General features: G+C 69.2%; 14 protein-coding genes. 1 reads left to right on the top strand and 13 read right to left on the bottom strand.

The features are described from left to right. Nucleotides 1-20: 20 nt before the first annotated feature. The 9 genes from rodA to ACFWRT_RS19100 form a co-directional block, all read right to left on the bottom strand. Nucleotides 21-1,214 carry a rod shape-determining protein RodA gene (rodA, locus tag ACFWRT_RS19140; protein ID WP_380955078.1) on the bottom strand — a complete coding sequence of 398 codons (1,194 nt, stop codon included), beginning with the start codon at nt 1,212-1,214 and terminating at the stop codon, nt 21-23. Continuing rightward, a complete protein-coding gene (mrdA, locus tag ACFWRT_RS19135) occupies nt 1,214-3,433 on the bottom strand; it encodes a penicillin-binding protein 2 (protein ID WP_380955080.1) in 2,220 nt (739 codons plus the stop codon). Before mrdA ends, rodA begins: the two co-directional genes overlap by 1 nt. A 99-nt stretch (nt 3,434-3,532) precedes the next feature. Beyond that, a complete protein-coding gene (mreD, locus tag ACFWRT_RS19130; protein WP_380955081.1) occupies nt 3,533-4,198 on the bottom strand; it encodes a rod shape-determining protein MreD in 666 nt (221 codons plus the stop codon). Between the two features lie 5 nt (nt 4,199-4,203). Next, a complete protein-coding gene (gene mreC, locus ACFWRT_RS19125) occupies nt 4,204-5,280 on the bottom strand; it encodes a rod shape-determining protein MreC (protein ID WP_380955083.1) in 1,077 nt (358 codons plus the stop codon). 177 nt (nt 5,281-5,457) lie between these two features. Further along, entirely contained in the window at nt 5,458-6,477 is a 1,020-nt protein-coding gene (locus tag ACFWRT_RS19120; RefSeq protein WP_015608503.1) for a rod shape-determining protein, read from the bottom strand. Between the two features lie 288 nt (nt 6,478-6,765). Continuing rightward, nucleotides 6,766-7,179, bottom strand: a complete 414-nt coding sequence (ndk, locus tag ACFWRT_RS19115) for a nucleoside-diphosphate kinase (protein ID WP_380955085.1) — start codon at nt 7,177-7,179, stop codon at nt 6,766-6,768. A 144-nt stretch (nt 7,180-7,323) separates the two neighbouring features. Next, nucleotides 7,324-7,713 (bottom strand): DUF4233 domain-containing protein, encoded by a 390-nt coding sequence (locus ACFWRT_RS19110; protein ID WP_380955086.1) that lies wholly within the window; start codon nt 7,711-7,713, stop codon nt 7,324-7,326. A gap of 7 nt (nt 7,714-7,720) precedes the next feature. After that, nucleotides 7,721-9,244, bottom strand: a complete 1,524-nt coding sequence (gene folC, locus ACFWRT_RS19105) for a bifunctional tetrahydrofolate synthase/dihydrofolate synthase (protein ID WP_380955088.1) — start codon at nt 9,242-9,244, stop codon at nt 7,721-7,723. A 127-nt stretch (nt 9,245-9,371) separates the two neighbouring features. Beyond that, on the bottom strand, nt 9,372-11,993 hold the full coding sequence (locus tag ACFWRT_RS19100) for a valine--tRNA ligase (RefSeq protein WP_380955089.1): 2,622 nt from the start codon (nt 11,991-11,993) through the stop codon (nt 9,372-9,374). A gap of 137 nt (nt 11,994-12,130) precedes the next feature. On the opposite strand from ACFWRT_RS19100, the gene ACFWRT_RS19095 reads away from it, so the two are divergent. Next, nucleotides 12,131-13,183, top strand: coding sequence for a hypothetical protein (locus tag ACFWRT_RS19095; RefSeq protein ID WP_380955091.1), 1,053 nt, complete (start codon nt 12,131-12,133; stop codon nt 13,181-13,183). A gap of 85 nt (nt 13,184-13,268) precedes the next feature. Here ACFWRT_RS19095 and clpX read toward each other — a convergent pair whose 3' ends face one another. The 4 genes from clpX to tig all read right to left on the bottom strand — a co-directional run bounded on the left by clpX (nt 13,269) and on the right by tig (nt 17,781). Further along, nucleotides 13,269-14,567, bottom strand: a complete 1,299-nt coding sequence (clpX, locus tag ACFWRT_RS19090; RefSeq protein ID WP_380955093.1) for an ATP-dependent Clp protease ATP-binding subunit ClpX — start codon at nt 14,565-14,567, stop codon at nt 13,269-13,271. A 158-nt stretch (nt 14,568-14,725) separates the two neighbouring features. Beyond that, nucleotides 14,726-15,409, bottom strand: a complete 684-nt coding sequence (locus tag ACFWRT_RS19085; RefSeq protein ID WP_030563669.1) for an ATP-dependent Clp protease proteolytic subunit — start codon at nt 15,407-15,409, stop codon at nt 14,726-14,728. A gap of 82 nt (nt 15,410-15,491) precedes the next feature. Next, on the bottom strand, nt 15,492-16,097 hold the full coding sequence (locus ACFWRT_RS19080) for an ATP-dependent Clp protease proteolytic subunit (RefSeq protein WP_380955117.1): 606 nt from the start codon (nt 16,095-16,097) through the stop codon (nt 15,492-15,494). 301 nt (nt 16,098-16,398) lie between these two features. Then, a complete protein-coding gene (gene tig / locus ACFWRT_RS19075) occupies nt 16,399-17,781 on the bottom strand; it encodes a trigger factor (protein WP_161263656.1) in 1,383 nt (460 codons plus the stop codon). Nucleotides 17,782-17,906 lie beyond the last annotated feature (125 nt).

The raw sequence follows: 17,906 nt of genomic DNA, 5'->3' as shown, positions 1-17,906 counted from the left end.
CCTACCCCCGTGAGCCGGATTCAGGCGGACATCGGGCGCTGCACCCTGATCGACTGGAGCAGCCCGATCGCCACCCAGACGGCGAACATCGAGGACCCTCCGTAGGAGACGAAGGGCAGCGGCAGACCGGCCACCGGCATGATGCCGAGCGTCATGCCGATGTTCTCGAAGGCCTGGAAGGCGAACCAGGCGATGATGCCGGCGGCGACGATCGTGCCGTACAGCTCGGTCGTCTCGCGGGCGATCCGGCAGGCGCGCCACAGGACGACACCGAGGAGGACGATGATCAGCCCGGCACCGAGGAAGCCCAGCTCCTCACCGGCGACGGTGAAGACGAAGTCGGTCTGCTGCTCGGGGACGAACTGGCCGGTGGTCTGGGTGCCTTCGAAGAGCCCGGTGCCGGTGAGGCCGCCGGAGCCGATCGCGATGCGGGCCTGGTTGGTGTTGTAGCCGACGCCGGCCGGGTCGAGCGCCGGGTTGGCGAAGGCGGCGAACCGGGCGATCTGGTAGTCGTCGAGCAGGCCGAGCTGCCAGACCGACACGGCTCCGGCGGCGCCCGCGCCGAGCAGGCCGAAGACCCAGCGGTTGGAGGCGCCGGAGGCCAGCAGGACGCCGAGGACGATCACGGCCATCACCATCACCGAGCCGAGGTCCGGCATCAGCATGACGATGGCCATCGGGATGACCGCGAGACCCAGCGCCTTGGCGACGGTCCGGTGGTCGGGGTGGGGCTGGTCGCCCGCGTCGACGCGGGCCGCCAGCAGCATCGCCATCACCAGGATGATGGTGATCTTGGTGAACTCGGAGGGCTGGATGGAGAACCCGGCCGGCAGTTTGATCCAGGCGTGGGCGCCGTTGATCGTGGTGCCGAGCGGGGTGAGGACGGCCAGGACCAGCAGCACCGAGATGCCGTAGAGGACCGGGACGGCTCCGCGCAGGGTGCGGTGGCCGAGCCAGATCGTGCCGATCATCAGGGCGACGCCGATGCCGGTGTTCATGGCGTGCCGGAAGAGGAAGAAGTACGGGTCGCCCTGGGTGAGGTGGTCGCGGTTGCGGGTCGCGGACCAGACGAGCACCGCGCCGAGCACGGAGAGCGCGAGCGAGGCCCCGAGCAGCGGCCAGTCCAGCCGCCGGGCCAGGGAGTCGCGGGCGGTCAGCTTGGCCCAGGAACCGCGCTCGGGGCCGTATCCGCCTACGGAGAAGCTTCCAGCCATCAGGGCCGCCTCCCGGTCATCGCGGGTGATCCGGTGAGTCCCGGCTGGCCCGGGGGCTGCGGCACCAGGTTCTCCGGGTCCGCCTCCTGGCCTTCGGGCTGGGTCGGGACGGGGTTGTACGGCTTGATCTTCGGGGCGTAGATCGATCCGTCGGGCTGGACCTTCGGCAGCGCCGTCTGGGGCTTGGGCAGCAGGGCCTTCTTCACATCCTGGTTGCCCTCGGCGTCGAGGCCGTAGAGCGCGTCGTAGATCTTGCGGACGGCGGGCCCGGAGGCGCCGGAGCCGGTGCCGCCCTGGGAGATCGTCATGACGATCGTGAAGTCGTCGGTGTAGGTCGCGAACCACGAGGTGGTCTGCTTGCCGTACACCTGCGCCGTACCGGTCTTGGCGCGCATCGGGATCTTGTCCTGCGGCCAGCCGCCGAACCGCCAGGCCGCCGTGCCGCCGGGCTCGACCACCGAACGCAGGCCCTTGTCGAGGTCCTTGATGGTCTGGGCGTTCACGGGCAGCTTGCCGGTGGACTTGGGCTTGATCTCCTGGACCGACTTGCCGTCGGGGCTGATCACGGCCTTGCCGACGGTCGGGGCGTGGAGGGTGCCGCCGTTGCTGATGGCGGCGTACGCGGTGGCCATCTGGATCGGGGTGACGAGGACGTCACCCTGGCCGATGGCGTAGTTGATGCTGTCGTAGGCCTTGAGCTGGTTGCCTTCGAGGCAGCTCTCGTACGCGATCTGCTGCACGTAGGTGCCGCCCTTCTTGCCTTCCTTGCACCAGGCGGCCTTGTTCGCCTTCCAGAAGTCCTGCTTCCACTGGCGGTCCGGGATGCGGCCCTTGACCTCGTTGGGCAGGTCGATGCCGGTCTCGCCGCCGAGACCGAAGTCGCGGGCGGTGGTGTAGAACCAGTTCTTGGCGTCCTTCTTGGGCTTTATGCCGCCGTCCTTGACCCACTCTTCGTGGCCGAGGCGGTAGAAGACGGTGTTGCAGGAGTACTTGAGCGCGTCCCCGAGGGTGATGGGGCCGTGGCCCTGCGACTCGAAGTTGGCGAAGGTCTGGCTGCCGAGGCTGTAGGAGCTGCTGCAGTTGTAGCGGTCGTTGAAGGCGTGGCCGCCCCGGACTGCGGCGCTCGCGGAGACCACCTTGAAGATGGAGCCGGCCGGCGCCTGGCCCTGGATGCCCCGGTTGAGCAGCGGGTAGTTGGACTTCTTGCTGGTGAGCTTGGCGTACTGCTTGCCGGAGATGCCGCCGACCCAGTCGTTGGGGTCGTAGTCGGGCTGGGAGGCCATGGAGACGATGCGCCCGGTCTTGGACTCCATGACGACGACGGCGCCGGAGTCGGCCTCGTACTTGCGGCCGGTGATCTTGTCGGTCTCCTGGCGGACGGTCTTCATCGCCTGGGCGAGCTCGTACTCGGCGACCGCCTGGACGCGGGCGTCGAGGCTGGTGACGAGGCTGGAGCCGGCCACCGCCGGGTCGTTCTCGGCCTCGCCCATGACGCGGCCGAGGTTGTCGACCTCGTAGCGGGTGACACCGGCCTTGCCGCGCAGCTCCTTGTCGTACGTCCGCTCAAGTCCCGACCGGCCGACCTGGTCCGAGCGCAGGTACGGCGACGGGCCGTCCTGCGCCTTCTGGATCTCCTCGTCGGTGACCGGCGACAGATAGCCGAGCACCTGCGCGGTCCTCGCCTTGCCGGGGGCGGCGTAGCGGCGTACGGCGGTGGGTTCGGCGGTGATGCCGGGGAAGTCCTCGGCGCGCTCGCGGATCTGGAGGGCCTGCTGGGTGGTGGCCTCGTCGGTGACCGGGATCGGCTGGTAGGGCGAGCCGTTCCAGCAGGGCTGGGGGGTCTTGGAGTCGCAGAGGCGGACCTTGTCCCGGACGTCCTGGGCCTTCATGTCCAGGACGTCGGCGAGGCGGGTGAGGACGCCGACGCCGTCGTCCTTCATCTTCAGCAGCTCGGTGCGGCTGGCGGAGACGACGAGGCGGGTCTCGTTGTCGGCGAGCGGGACGCCGCGCGCGTCGAGGATGGAGCCGCGCACGGCGGGCTGGACGACCTGCTGGACGCCGTTGCCCGCGGCTTCGGCGGTGTACTCGTCGCCGTTGCGGATCTGGAGGTACCAGAGGCGGCCGCCGAGGGTGAGGAGCAGCGAGAAGACGAGGACCTGGATGACGATGAGCCGGATCTGGACCCGCTGGGTCCGCCCGGTCTCGGGAATGTTGCTCACTGGGTGCCCCCGGTGGTGGTTCGGCTGGGGGTACGGGGGTCGTCCCCCGGGAGATACAGCCTCACGCGGTGCCCCCGGTGCCCTTCGTCGCGTACGGCTTCACAGTCGCTTGACCCCCTTGATGCGTCCCGCGCGGGCGGCCCGGTTGCGGGCGGCCTTCGCGCGCAGGCCGCCGCGCTGGTTGCCGATGCGCAGCCCGGTGCCGGAGGCGAGCCAGCCCGCGGCGACGTCGTTGCTGCCGCCGGCCGCCTCGGAGAGCGGATCGTTCTCGGTGCGTCTGGCCAGGGCCATGATCAGCGGCACGACGAAGGGTGCCAGCAGCAGGTCGTAGAGCGCGGCGGTGAACAGCAGGCTGCCCAGGCCCACATGGCGGGCGGCCGTGTCACCGACCAGGGCGCCGACGCCCGCGTACATCAGGGTCGAGCCGAGCGCGGCGCCGACCACTGCCGCCATCGGCGCGAAGGCCGACTTGAGCTGGCCGTTCTCCGGCCGGACCAGGCCCGCGAGGTAGCCGATGACGCAGAGCACCAGAGCGTAGCGCCCGGCGGCGTGGTCGGCGGGGGGCGCGAGGTCCGCGAGGAGGCCGGCGCCGAAGCCGATGAACGCGCCGCTGACGGGCCCGTACACGAAGGCGAGTCCGAGGACGGTGAGGAGCAGCAGGTCGGGGACGGCGCCGGGGAGCTGGAGGCGGGCGAGGACGGTCACCTGGACGACGAGGGCGACGACGACCAGGGCGATGGAGAGCAGAGTCCGGTTGATGCGCATGGGGATCAGCCCTGCTCCTGGTCGTTGGCCGTGTTGTCGGGTTGCTGGTTGTCCGGTTGCTGGGCGTTGCCCTGCTGGTTGCCCGCGGCGTCGCCGGCTGCCGCGCCGTCGCCCGCGTTCTCGTTGACGTTGCCGACGACCTTGCCCGAGCCGTCGACGAGGTCGCCGTTGGGCTGGACGGTGACGGTGACCGTGGGGGTCGGCTTGGGCTTCGTCTTCACGGGCTGCTGGGGCAGGACCGTGTCGCGCGGGTCCGAGCGCGGGGCCTGGACGACGACGCCGACGATGTCGAGCTTGGTGAACCCGACGTACGGCTTCACGTAGACGGTCCGGGTCAGCGCGCCGCCCGAGGGGTCGACGCGGACGACCTCGCCGACGGGGACGCCGGGCACGAAGGGCTTGTCCTTGCTGGAGCCGAAGGTGACGAGCCGGTCGCCCGCCTTCACCTTGGCCTTGCCGTTGAGGAACTGGACCGAGAGCGGGCGGGAGCCCTGGCCGGTGGCGAAGCCGAGCTCGTCGGTCTTCTCCATCCGGGTGCCGACGGTGAAGTCGGGGTCGTTGGCGAGCAGGACCGTCGCGGTGCTCGGGCCGACGGTGGTGACCCGCCCGACCAGCCCCTCACCGTTGAGCACGGTCATGTCGCGGCGGATGCCGTCGTCCGACCCGGCGTCGATGGTGATCGTCCAGGAGAAGCCCTGGGCCGCTCCTATGGCGATGACCTCGGCGCCCTTGATGCCGTACTGTCCGGCGCCCGCGTTCTTCAGCATGGCGTCGAGCTGGCGGACGCGGCTGTTGGTGCGGTCGTCGCTGCCGAGCTTCGCCTTCAGCGCGGCGTTCTCCTGCTCCAGGGCGGAGATCCGGTCGTGTCGCTTGCCGGAGTCCCGTACCGCCCCTATGGCGTTGCCCACCGGGTCGACCGCCGTCGCGACGCCGTTCTCGATCGGCCCGAAGACGGAGGCCGCGGCCTGCCGTGCGCCGTCGACCGGTGATCCCTCGCCGCCCCGGATGTCGACCGTGATCAGGGCGAATGCGATGGCGATCAGCAGCACCAGGAGCAGCCGGCTCTCTCGTGTGTCCCTCACGTGCGGCGGCCGTGCCTTCCTCGTCGGAATGTTCGTGCCTGTGTGTACGTGTCCGTACGCGTATCCACGTCAGTGTCTGTCTCTGCGTCAGTACGTGTACAGCAACGATCTATATCAACGATCCGGCGGGCGGAGCCGCAGCGTCCGCGCGCCGGATCGGGTGATGTCTGCGCGGTCCTACCGGCGGGGCTGGGCGTCCAGCACCTGCTGGAGCGCCTCGAACTCCTCGACGCACTTGCCGGAGCCGAGGGCCACGGAGTCCAGCGGGTCCTCGGCGATGTGGATCGGCATGCCCGTCTCGTGGCGCAGCCGCTCGTCCAGACCGCGCAGCAGCGCGCCGCCGCCGGTGAGGACGATGCCGCGGTCCATGATGTCGCCGGAGAGCTCGGGCGGGCACTTGTCGAGCGTCGTCTTCACGGCGTCGACGATCGCGTTGACCGGCTCCTCGATGGCCTTGCGGACCTCGGCGGCCGAGATGACGACCGTCTTGGGCAGCCCGGAGACCAGGTCCCGGCCACGGATCTCGGTGTGCTCGTCCTTCTCCAGGTCGAACGCGGAACCGATCGTGATCTTGATCTGTTCGGCGGTCCGCTCACCGAGGAGGAGCGAGTACTCCTTCTTGATGTGCTGGATGATCGCGTTGTCCAGCTCGTCACCGGCGGTCCGGATCGACTGGGCAGTGACGATTCCGCCGAGCGAGATCACCGCGACCTCGGTGGTGCCGCCACCGATGTCGACGACCATGTTGCCGGTGGCCTCGTGGACCGGCAGGCCGGAGCCGATGGCGGCAGCCATGGGCTCCTCGATGATGTGCACCTGGCGCGCCCCGGCCTGCGTCGACGCCTCGATGACGGCGCGGCGCTCGACCCCGGTGATACCCGAGGGCACGCAGACGACGACCCGGGGGCGGGCCAGGTAGCGGCGCTTGTGGATCTTGAGGATGAAGTAGCGGAGCATCCGCTCCGTGATCTCGAAGTCGGCGATCACGCCGTCCTTCAGGGGCCGCACGGCAACGATGTTGCCCGGCGTGCGCCCGATCATCTTCTTGGCCTCGGAGCCGACCGCCAGGATCCCGCCGGTGTTGGTGTTGATGGCCACGACGGACGGCTCGTTCAGGACGATGCCGCGCCCCCTGACGTACACCAGCGTGTTGGCAGTCCCGAGGTCGATAGCCATGTCACGGCCGATGAACGACATTGAGTTCCCCTTGTTCCCCATGAGGATGCGTCGGGCCTTCCCAGGTAGCGAAGATGGCTTGTTCTGGTAGGCGAGGTTGGCGCTGCGGGCGTGGAAGCTTCCATCGTAGTGCCGTATGCACGGACACAGCGCGAGGGTCCTTCGCCGGTGTGGGCGGAACGGGTGCCCGTTCTACCCATGGTGACGTTACGTCGGAGGGATGCGTTCCCGCGATCCCAAACCCTATGCCGAAGGGCGACCGAATTACTTCGGTCGCCCCAGGCAGGCAGCGCTGTTTGGCCGATCGGGTCAGGAAAGTCCCGGAAAGAAAAGCTTCAGTTCTCGCTCTGCGGACTCCGGCGAGTCCGAGGCGTGGATGAGGTTCTCCCGGGTGATCGTGCCGAAGTCACCACGGATGGAGCCGGGCGCGGCGGCGATCGGGTCGGTGGGACCGGCGAGCACACGGACGCCTTCGATCACCCGCTCACCTTCGGCCACCAGGGCGACGACCGGGCCGGAGGCCATGAACTCCATGAGCGGCTCGTAGAACGGGCGGCCCTTGTGCTCCCCGTAGTGCTGCTCCAGCGTGTCGTGGTCCAGGGTGCGCAGCTCCAGCGCGGTGATCCGCCACTCCGCCTTGCGCTCGATCCGGCCGACGATCTCGCCGATCAGGCCGCGGCGGACCGCGTCGGGCTTGAGGAGGACGAGGGTGCGCTGAGTCATGTGCGGCTCCTTGCAGACACTACGGGTGCGGTGAGGCGAGATTACAGGGATACGGGGAGGGGTCTGCGCCCGGGTTCACTCAGGGTCACCCCCGGACCCGGGCGCCTGGGGTCACCTTCGGACCCCGGGCGCCTGCCGGTCAGGTCAGGCCGTGGCCCCGCCGGCCTCCTGCTGGGCCTGCGCCTCCTGCCGGCCCTGCTGCTCCTGCTGGGCGGCCCGGCGGGCCTTGGCCTCGTCGATCTTGCGGCCGTAGTGGATGGAGGCCCACCACAGTCCGCCGAAGACCAGACCGAGGATGAACATCATCGGGACCACGAAGCCGCTGAGGACCAGCGCGACCTGGAGCGCCCAGCCGAGCTGGACACCGCCGGGCCGGCTGAGCATCCCGCAGAGCAGCAGGGACAGCACCATGCCGGCCCCGCAGACCGTCCAGACCGTGGCCTGGGAGACGTCGTCCAGCTTCATCGCGACGAGTCCGGCGAAGCCGATCACGAAGAACTCACCGAGCAGCGTCGAGGCGCAGAGCGTACGCATCCGGCACTCAGCCCCTTCCCAGAAGCAGCCGGGCCTCGCCGACCGTGATCACCGATCCGGTCACCAGGACCCCGGCGCCCGCGTACTCGTCGTCCTCCTCGGCCAGCGTGATCGCCGCCTCCAGCGCGTCGTCGAGACGCGGTTCGACCTGGACCCGGTCGTCGCCGAAGACCTCGACGGCGATGGCGGCCAACTCGTCCGCGTCCATCGCGCGGTCGGTGGAGTTCTGCGTGACGACGACCTCGGCGAAGATCGGCTCGAAGGCCTCCAGGAGACCGCGCACGTCCTTGTCTCCGCTGGTGCCGACCACGCCGATCAGCCGGGAGAAGCTGAACGCCTCGGAGATCCCGTCCGCCGCGGCCTTGGCGCCCGCCGGGTTGTGCGCGGCGTCCAGGACGACGGTCGGGCTGGAGCGCACGACCTCCAGCCGGCCGGGCGAGATGACCGCCGCGAACGCCTTGCGGATCGCGTCGATGTCGAGCGAGCGGGCCTGCTCGGCGCCGATACCGAAGAACGCCTCGACGGCGGCGAGCGCGACGGCCGCGTTGTGCGCCTGGTGGGCCCCGTAGAGGGGGAGGAAGATCTCCTCGTACTCGCCGCCCAGTCCGCGCAGGGTGACGAGCTGACCGCCGACCGCGACCTCGCGGGAGGTGACACCGAACTCCATGCCCTCGCGGGCCACGGTGGCGTCCGCCTCGACGGCCTTCTTCAGCATCACCTGCGCGGCGTCCACCGGCTGCTGCGCCAGGATGACCGTGGCGCCCTGCTTGATGACACCGGACTTCTCCCCCGCGATCTCGGCGGGCGTGGTGCCGAGGCGGTCGGTGTGGTCCAGCGAGATCGGGGTGACGACGGCGACGGTGGAGTCGATGACGTTGGTGGCGTCCCAGGTGCCGCCCATGCCGACCTCGACGACCGCCACGTCGACGGGGGCGTCGGCGAAGGCCGCGTAGGCCATGCCGGTGAGCACCTCGAAGAAGGAGAGCCGGTAGGGCTGCTGGACGTCGACCATCTCGACGTACGGCTTGATGTCCTCGTACGTCTCGATGAACCGCTCGGGCGCGATCGGGGAGCCGTCGAGGCTGATGCGCTCGGTGATCGACTGGACGTGCGGCGAGGTGTACCGGCCGGTGCGCAGCTCGAACGCGTTGAGCAGGGCCTCGATCATGCGGGCCGTGCTCGTCTTGCCGTTGGTCCCCGTGATGTGGATCGAGGGGTAGGCGCGCTGCGGCTCGCCGAGCACGTCCATCAGGGCGGCGATCCGCGTGACGGAGGGCTCCAGCTTGGTCTCGCCCCAGCGTCCGGCGAGCTCCTGCTCCACCGCGCGGAGCGCCTGGTCGGTCTCGGGGTCGGCGGGCCGGGCGGGGACCGCGTCGGCCTGCGGCGCGCCCCCGTAGGTGCGCAGGGTGCGGCTCCCGGCTTCGATCACCGCCAGGTCGGGGTCGCGCTGGGTCTCTTCGCCGACGATCTCCTCGAAGGTGTCGTCGGGCTGGGACGCGTCGTGCCGGTCTGAAGGGCGGGGCTCACTCACGGGGCCCAGTCTACGGATGGGCACCGACATCGCGCGCAGCGCCCGGCTCACTGCCCGGGCGGTGGTGCGGCGAAGCCCCCGCATCCCCGGGTCGGTCGGGGGTGCGGGGGCTTCGCCGGTCAGCACATCAGCTCTGCGGGAGGGCCGCGAGCTGGGCGGAGATCCGCTCGATGTCGGCCTCGGCCTTGGAGAGGCGGCCGCGGATCTTGTCGACCACGTTGTCCGGGGCCTTGGCGAGGAACGCCTCGTTGCCGAGCTTGCCCTCCGCCTGCGCCTTCTCCTTCCGCGCCGCCTCCAGGTCCTTGGTGAGCCGCTTGCGCTCGGCCGGGACGTCGATCGTGCCGGAGAGGTCCAGGGCGACGGTGACCCCGGCGACCGGGAGGGAGGCGGTGGCGTGGAAGCCGTCGCCGGCGGGCTGGAGGCGGGTGAGCTGGCGCATGGCCGCCTCGTGCGGGGCGAGCGCCGTGCCGGTCAGGGTCAGCTCGGCCGGGACCTTCTGGCCGGGCTGGAGGCCCTGGTCGTTACGGAAGCGGCGGACCTCGGTGACGACCTGCTGGACGAGCTCGATCTCCTTCTCGGCCGCATCGTCGCGGAAGCCGGAGTCGCCCGGCCACTCGGCGATGACGATCGACTCGCGCCCGGTGAGCGCGGTCCACAGCGCCTCCGTGACGAACGGGACGATCGGGTGGAGGAGGCGCAGCATCACGTCGAGGACCTCGCCGAGGACCCGGCCCGAGACCTCGGCCGGACGGCCGCCCGCGAAGAACGTGGTCTTGGAGAGCTCGACGTACCAGTCGAAGACCTCGTCCCACGCGAAGTGGCGCAGCGCCTCGCTGATCTTCGCGAACTGGTAGTCGTCGTAGAACGCGTCGACGTCCGCGACCGTCTGGTTGAGCCGCGACAGGATCCAGCGGTCGGTGACCGACATCTCCTCGACCGGGGGCAGGTCGCCCTCGATCGTGGCGCCGTTCATCAGGGCGAAGCGGGTGGCGTTCCAGATCTTGTTGGAGAACTTCGCCGAACCCTGGACCCAGTCCTCGCCGATGGGCACGTCGGTGCCGGGGTTGGCGCCGCGCGCGAGGGTGAAGCGCAGGGCGTCGGAGCCGTACTTGTCCATCCAGTCCAGCGGGTTGACCACGTTGCCGAAGGACTTCGACATCTTCTTGCCGTGCTCGTCGCGGACCATGCCGTGCAGGACGATGGTGGAGAACGGCGGGACGCCGTCGTTGACGTACAGGCCGAACATCATCATCCGGGCGACCCAGAAGAAGAGGATGTCGTAGCCGGTGACCAGGACGGAGTTCGGGTAGAACTTCGCGAGGCTGTCGGTCCGTTCGGGCCAGCCGAGGGTGGAGAAGGGCCACAGGCCCGAGGAGAACCAGGTGTCCAGGACGTCGCTGTCCTGGGTCCAGCCCTCGCCGGTGGGCGGCTCGTCGTCGGGTCCGACGCAGACCATCTCGCCGTCCGGGCCGTGCCAGACGGGGATGCGGTGGCCCCACCAGAGCTGGCGCGAGATGCACCAGTCGTGGAGGTTGTCGACCCAGTCGAAGTACCGCTTCTCCATCTCCTGCGGGTGGATCTTGACCTTGCCGTCGCGGACCGCGTCACCGGCGGCCTCGGCGAGCGGGGCGACCTTGACCCACCACTGGAGGGAGAGGCGCGGCTCGATGGTGGTCTTGCAGCGCGAGCAGTGGCCGACGGAGTGGACGTACGGCCGCTTCTCGGCGACGATCCGGCCTTCGGCGCGCAGGGCGGCGACGATGGCGGAGCGGGCCTCCAGGCGGTCCAGGCCCTCGAAGGGGCCGGGGACGGTGATGACCGCGCGCTCGTCCAGGACGGTGATGAACGGCAGGTCGTGGCGGTTGCCGATCTCGAAGTCGTTCGGGTCGTGCGAGGGGGTCACCTTGACCGCGCCGGTGCCGAACGCCGGGTCGACGTGGTGGTCGGCGACGACGGGGATCGTGCGGTCGGTCAGCGGCAGCTTGATCTGCTTGCCGATGAGGTGCCGGTAGCGCTCGTCGTCGGGGTGGACGGCGACGGCGGTGTCACCGAGCATCGTCTCGGCGCGGGTGGTGGCGACGACGATGGTCTCGTCGCCCTCGCCGTACGTCATGGAGACGAGCTCGCCGTCGTCCTCCTGGTACTCGACCTCGATGTCGGAGATGGCCGTGAGGCACCGCGGGCACCAGTTGACGATGCGTTCCTTGCGGTAGATCAGCTCGTCGTCGTACATCTGCTTGAAGACGGTCTGGACGGCCTTGGAGAGGCCCTCGTCCATGGTGAAGCGCTCGCGGGACCAGGCGACGCCCTCGCCGAGGCGGCGCATCTGGCCGGAGATCTGGCCGCCGGACTCGTCCTTCCACTGCCAGACGCGCTCGACGAACGCCTCGCGGCCCAGGTCGTGGCGGGACTTGCCCTCCTTGCCGAGTTCGCGCTCGACGACGTTCTGGGTGGCGATGCCGGCGTGGTCCATGCCCGGCTGGTAGAGCGCCTCGAACCCCTGCATCCGCTTCCGGCGGACGAGGGCGTCGATCAGGGTGTGCTCGAAGGCGTGGCCCAGGTGGAGGGAGCCGGTGACGTTCGGCGGCGGGATGACGATGCTGTAGGGCGGCTTGTCGCTGTGCTCGTCGGCTTCGAAGTAACCACGCTCTACCCAGCGCTCGTACAGCTTCCCCTCTACATCGGCCGGCGCGTACGAGGTCGGCAGTTCGGGGTTGCTGGCTGGCTGCTGCGATGAGTTCTCGGTCACGGGGGACAGTTTAGGGCCGTCACAGGTCTGCACTGAAACGGATTGGTTCAGTAACGGTGTCCGGGCCGATGGCCCATGTCAGGGCGGCTTCCGTCAGGATGTTCGCAACGCATAAGGAATTCTGGAGGGGACACCGCATGAGCTACAACCAGCCGGGCCCGTACGGTGGGCAGCCGCCACAGGGCCAGCCCGGACCGTACGGCCAGCAGCCCGGGCCGTACGGCGGTCCGCCGCCGCAGGGCCCCCCGCAGGGCCGGCCCGGCTACGGCTACCCCCAGCAGGCCCCCCAGGGCGTCCCGCCGCAGCAGCCCGGCCCCTACGGCGCGCCGCCCCAGGGCCAGCCCGGCTACGGCACCCCTCCTCAGGGCCAGCCCGGCTACGGCTACCCGCAGCCCCAGCAGCCCGGCCCGTACGGGCAGCAGCCGCCCACTCCGCCGTACGGCGGCCAGCCGGTGTACGGGGGCCAGCCGCCGTTCCCGCCGCAGCAGCCGCCGAAGAGGAAGACCGGGCTGATCGTGGGAGCGTCCGTGCTGGCGCTTGCGGTCATCGGGGCCGGGGTCTGGTTCTTCACCTCGGGCAGCGCGAGCAACAGTGATGTGGCCGACTCCACCAAGGGCTACAAGCTGACGCCTGCCGCCTCCGTGGACGACTACGCGAAGGACCCGGCCAAGCCGGACCGTTCCGGTCCGCTGACGGGGAAGTCCAAGACCGATGCCGAGGCCGCGGGCGTCAAGGACCCGCAGCAGGCCGGCGCCGAGTACCAGAGCGGTTCGAAGGACAACCCGCTCACACAGAAGCTGCTCCTGCTCCAGGGCTACTGGGGCGAGGTCCAGGACCCGGCCAAGGTCATCAACAACTCCTTCAGTGATGCCGAGAAGAAGATGAGCGAGAGCAGCAACGGCGCCAAGGTCTCGCTCGTCGGCAGCCCCAAGGACGTCAAGCCGGCCGGGTTCGACGGCGCTCTGATGCGGTGCCAGGACCTCAAGACGATCAACGACAAGGCCGACGGCACCCTAGCGAAGGGGCCGAAGGAGGTCATCACCCCGGTCTGCATCTGGGCCGACTACAGCACCGTCGGGATGGTCGTCGCCGTGGACGTCGGCGGCGCCCTGACCGGCAAGGGCATCGCGCAGGACGATGTGGCCGCCCTCGCCGCCAAGCTCTACAACACCTCGCGCACCAAGATCTGACGCACCGCGTTCGCGCTCGACGCCGAAGGGGCGCCCGCCGGTTGACCGGTCGGGCGCCCCTTCGGCGTATGTGACTTCCGTGCCGCTACGCGGACTTCTCGTGGCGGCCGCCGTCGTTCTTGCCGATCGTGCGCGGCTCGCGCGGGACCAGCGTCGGGTTGACGTGGTCGCGGACGACGTCCGGGGTGATGACGACGCGGGCGACGTCCTTGCGGGACGGGACCTCGTACATCACGGACTGGAGGACTTCCTCCATGATGGCGCGCAGGCCGCGCGCTCCGGTCTGGCGCAGGATCGCCTGGTCGGCGATGGCCTCCAGTGCCTCGCGCTCGAACTCCAGCTCCACGCCGTCGAGTTCGAAGAGGCGCTGGTACTGCTTGACCAGGGCGTTGCGCGGCTCGATGAGGATCTGGAGCAGCGCCTCGCGGTCCAGGTTGTGGACCGAGGTCAGCACGGGGAGGCGGCCGATGAACTCGGGGATCATCCCGAACTTCACCAGGTCCTCCGGCATGACCTCCTGGAACTGGTCGCTCGCCTGGATCTCCCGCTTGGAGCGGATCGTGGCGCCGAACCCGATGCCCTTGGCGCCGGCCCGGGACTCGATGATCTTCTCCAGTCCGGAGAAGGCGCCGCCCACGATGAACAGCACGTTCGTCGTGTCGATCTGGATGAACTCCTGGTGCGGGTGCTTGCGTCCGCCCTGCGGCGGCACGGAGGCGGTGGTGCCCTCCAGAATCTTCAGCAGGGCCTGCTGGACGCCCTCGCCGGAGACATCGCGGGTGATCGACGGGTTCTCGCTCTTACGGGCGACCTTGTCGATCTCGTCGATGTAGATGATCCCGGTCTCGGCCTTCTTGACGTCGTAGTCGGCGGCCTGGATCAGCTTCAGCAGAATGTTCTCGACGTCCTCGCCGACATAGCCGGCCTCCGTCAGCGCGGTGGCGTCCGCGATGGCGAACGGGACGTTGAGCATGCGGGCCAGGGTCTGCGCGAGGAGCGTCTTGCCGGAGCCGGTGGGGCCCAGCAGCAGGATGTTCGACTTGGCGAGCTCGATCGCGTCGTCGCGGTTCGCACCGCCGCCGTTCTCGCCCGCCTGGACCCGCTTGTAGTGGTTGTACACCGCGACCGAGAGGGCCTTCTTCGCGGGCTCCTGCCCGACGACGTACCCCTCCAGGAACTCGTAGATCTCGCGGGGCTTGGGAAGCTCTTCCCAGCGGACCTCGCTCGTCTCCGCGAGCTCCTCCTCGATGATCTCGTTGCAGAGATCAATGCACTCGTCGCAGATGTACACACCGGGTCCCGCGATGAGCTTCTTCACCTGCTTCTGGCTCTTGCCGCAGAACGAGCACTTGAGCAGGTCGCCGCCATCACCGATGCGTGCCACGAGGTTGCTTCCCCTTCGCCTGGGAGGCCGCCTGGTTCAGCGGCTCCTGGTGCCTCTATCCGACGGTACCTTGCCTGGGCCCCCGTTCGGGCCCCCCTTGGCACGGTTCACACGGCCGAGACCGTGCGAACGGAATGTGCCAAGGGGAAAGACCTACGTCAGACCGATGCGCCCGCGGTCGTCTTGCGGGTGGACACGATCTGGTCGACGAGCCCGTATGCCAGGGCGTCCTCGGCCGTGAGGATCTTGTCACGCTCGATGTCCTCGCTGATCTTCTCCAGCGGGGTCGTCGAGTGGCGGGCCAGCATCTGCTCCAGCTGCGTACGCATCCGGAGGATCTCGTTGGCCGCGATCTCCAGGTCGGAGAGCTGCTCGCGGCCCGTCTGCGAGGACGGCTGGTGGATCAGGACGCGGGCGTGCGGGAGCGCCATGCGCTTGCCCGGGGTGCCGGCGGCGAGCAGGACGGCGGCGGCGGAGGCGGCCTGGCCCATGCAGACCGTCTGGATGTCCGGCTTCACGAACTGCATCGTGTCGTAGATCGCGGTGAGCGCGGTGAACGAGCCGCCGGGGCTGTTGATGTAGATCGAGATGTCGCGGTCCGGGTCCATCGACTCCAGGCACAGGAGCTGCGCCATGACGTCGTTGGCCGAGGCGTCGTCGATCTGGACGCCGAGGAAGATCACGCGCTCCTCGAAGAGCTTCGCGTACGGGTCGTACTCACGCACACCCTGCGAGGTGCGCTCCACGAAGCGCGGGACGACGTAGCGGTTGTCCACCTGCGGGCCGGTGTAGAGGCCGCTCGCGGAGGCGCCGGGGAAGTTGTTCATGTGGGTGTTCACCATCCTGGTGGCGTTCTGGGGCTGGAGGTCTCGGCGTACGAGAAGGGGGTGCGGGTGTGGTGCCGACGGTCCGGTGGGGACCGGATCAGGCACCCGTGCCGCCGCCGCCCGGGATGCCCGACGCGACCGTGATGATCTCGTCGATGAGGCCGTAGTCCTTGGCCTCCTCCGCCGTGTACCAGCGGTCGCGGTCGCCGTCGCGGATGATCGTCTCGACGGACTGGCCGGAGTGGCGGGCCGTGATCTCGGCCATGCGCGTCTTGGTGCGGAGCAGGTACTGGGCCTGGATCTTGATGTCCGAGGCCGTTCCGCCGATACCGGCCGAACCCTGGTGCATCAGGATGTCGGTGTTGGGGAGCGCGAAGCGCTTGCCCGCGGCGCCGCCGGTGAGCAGGAACTGGCCCATCGAGGCCGCCATGCCCATCCCGATGGTGACCACGTCGTTCGGGATGTACTGCATGGTGTCGTAGACCGCCATGCCGGCCGTCACCGAACCACCGGGGCTGTTGATGTAGAGGTAGATGTCCTTGTCCGGCTCGGCGGCAAGGAGCAGGAGCTGTGCGGTGATCCTGTTGGCGATGTCATCGTCGACCTGCTGACCGAGGAAGATGATGCGCTCGCCGAGCAGTCGGCTGTAGACCTGGTCACCGAGGCCTCCACCGAGGGACGGCTCTCCGGCGGCGTAGGGCATCAGATTCGTCACGTATCCACCTGCTCGTCTCTGACGGCTCCGGCCGTCTCAGCGTCTTCGTACCGGGCGGGTGAGGGACTCCCCCACCCTTCCTCTTCATGGACCCTAACGCGCAGGTGGGACAACGCCATCCCGGTTCCGCAACTGTTCGCTGGGAGCGCAAGCTCCCAAGGGGGCACAGGGGTTCCGGGCCCGCACGGCCTTACGGACGGGGATACGGCGACGGGCCCCGGACGCGTGTGGTGCGTCCGGGGCCCGTCGTGCCGACCGGCGCGTGGCCGGCGTCGGATCGGGGCGAGGCTCAGGCCTCGTTCTTCTCCTCGGCCTTGTCCTCGGTGGTGGCCTCGGCGGCCGCCTCCGTGGTCTCGTCCTCGTCGTCCTCCAGGTCGACGACCTCACCGTTGGTGTCGACGACCTTGGCGGCCTCGACGACGACGGCGAGCGCCTTGCCGCGGGCGACCTCGCCGACGAGCATCGGCACCTGGCCACCCTCGACGACGGCCTGGGCGAACTGGTCCGGGCTCATGCCGGAGGAGGCGGCACGCCGCATGAGGTGCTCGGTGAGCTCCTCCTGGTTGACGTTCAGCTTCTCCTTGTTGACGAGCTCGTCCAGGATGAACTGGGTCTTGATGCCCTTGATGGCCTGCTCGGAGGTCTCGTTCTCGAACTCCTCCAGGGTCTTGCCCTGGATCTCGAGGTACTTCTCCAGGTCGAGGCCCATCTGACCGAGCTGGTGGTGCTCCAGGTTGTGCTTGCGGGTCTGGACCTCGTCCGCGAGCAGCTTCTCCGGGATCGGGACCTCGGCGAGCTTCAGCAGCTCCTCCAGGACCCGCTCCTGGGCCTGCGTGGCCTGGTCGTACTGCTTGGTGGTCTCCAGGCGCTTACGGCTGTCGGCCTTCAGCTCCTCCAGCGTGTCGAACTCGCTGGCCATCTGGGCGAAGTCGTCGTCCAGCTCGGGGAGCTCACGGGCGGCGACGGCGGTGACCTTGACGGTGACCTCCGCGGCCTTGCCCTCGGCGGAGCCGCCCTTCAGCTCGGAGGTGAAGGTGGCCTCGCCACCGGCCTCCAGGCCGGTCACGGCCTCGTCGATGCCGTCGAGGAGCTCGCCGGAACCGATGGTGTACGAGACACCGGCGGCCACGCCGTCCTCCAGGACCTCACCGTCGACCTTGGCCTCCAGGTCGATCGTGACGACGTCGCCGTCGGCGGCGGCGCGCTCGACCGGGTTGGTGGAGGCGAAGCGCTCGCGGAGCTGCTCCACGGCCTTCTCGACCTCTTCGTCGGTGACCTCAAGGGCGTCGACGGTGACCTCGATGCCGGAGTAGTCCGGGATCTCGATCTCGGGGCGTACGTCAACCTCGGCGGTGAAGGCCAGCAGCTCGCCGTCCTTCAGCTCGGTGATGTCGACCTCGGGCTGGCCGAGGACGTTCAGCTCACCCTCGTTGACCGCCTCGGTGTAGAACTTCGGGAGGGCGTCGTTGACGGCCTCCTCCAGCACAGCACCGCGGCCGAACCGCTGGTCGATGACCCGGGCGGGGATCTTGCCCTTGCGGAAGCCCTTCACCGTGACCTGCTGGTTGATCTTCTTGTACGCCGCGTCGAGGCTGTCCTTGAGCTCCTCGAAGGGCACCTCGATGCTGAGCCGAACCCGGGTCGGGTTCAGGGTCTCCACGGCGCTCTTCACGGTTCGGTCTCCTTGGTGGCTGACTTCTTGGGGTTCTGCTGGGCCGCCGATTGGCGGCTTCGCGGACCGAGCCCGGTACATCAGACACACGGGCACGCAATTTGCATAGTAACGGCAAGGGGGAG

It is taken from the genome of Streptomyces cyaneofuscatus (genome assembly GCF_042718795.1).
Classification (GTDB): Bacteria; Actinomycetota; Actinomycetes; order Streptomycetales; family Streptomycetaceae; genus Streptomyces; species Streptomyces cyaneofuscatus_A.
The sequence above is the reverse complement of the archived record's forward strand: the minus strand, read 5'-3'. Positions and strand labels throughout refer to the sequence as shown.

Coding starts and splice junctions, on each gene's coding strand:
- rodA (WP_380955078.1), bottom strand. CDS start 1,214: ATGGCTGGAAGCTTCTCCGTAGGCGGATACGGCCCCGAGCGCGGTTCC.
- mreD (WP_380955081.1), bottom strand. CDS start 4,198: ATGCGCATCAACCGGACTCTGCTCTCCATCGCCCTGGTCGTCGTCGCC.
- ACFWRT_RS19120 (WP_015608503.1), bottom strand. CDS start 6,477: ATGTCGTTCATCGGCCGTGACATGGCTATCGACCTCGGGACTGCCAAC.
- ndk (WP_380955085.1), bottom strand. CDS start 7,179: ATGACTCAGCGCACCCTCGTCCTCCTCAAGCCCGACGCGGTCCGCCGC.
- ACFWRT_RS19110 (WP_380955086.1), bottom strand. CDS start 7,713: ATGCGTACGCTCTGCGCCTCGACGCTGCTCGGTGAGTTCTTCGTGATC.
- ACFWRT_RS19095 (WP_380955091.1), top strand. CDS start 12,131: ATGAGCTACAACCAGCCGGGCCCGTACGGTGGGCAGCCGCCACAGGGC.
- ACFWRT_RS19085 (WP_030563669.1), bottom strand. CDS start 15,409: ATGGTGAACACCCACATGAACAACTTCCCCGGCGCCTCCGCGAGCGGC.
- ACFWRT_RS19080 (WP_380955117.1), bottom strand. CDS start 16,097: ATGCCCTACGCCGCCGGAGAGCCGTCCCTCGGTGGAGGCCTCGGTGAC.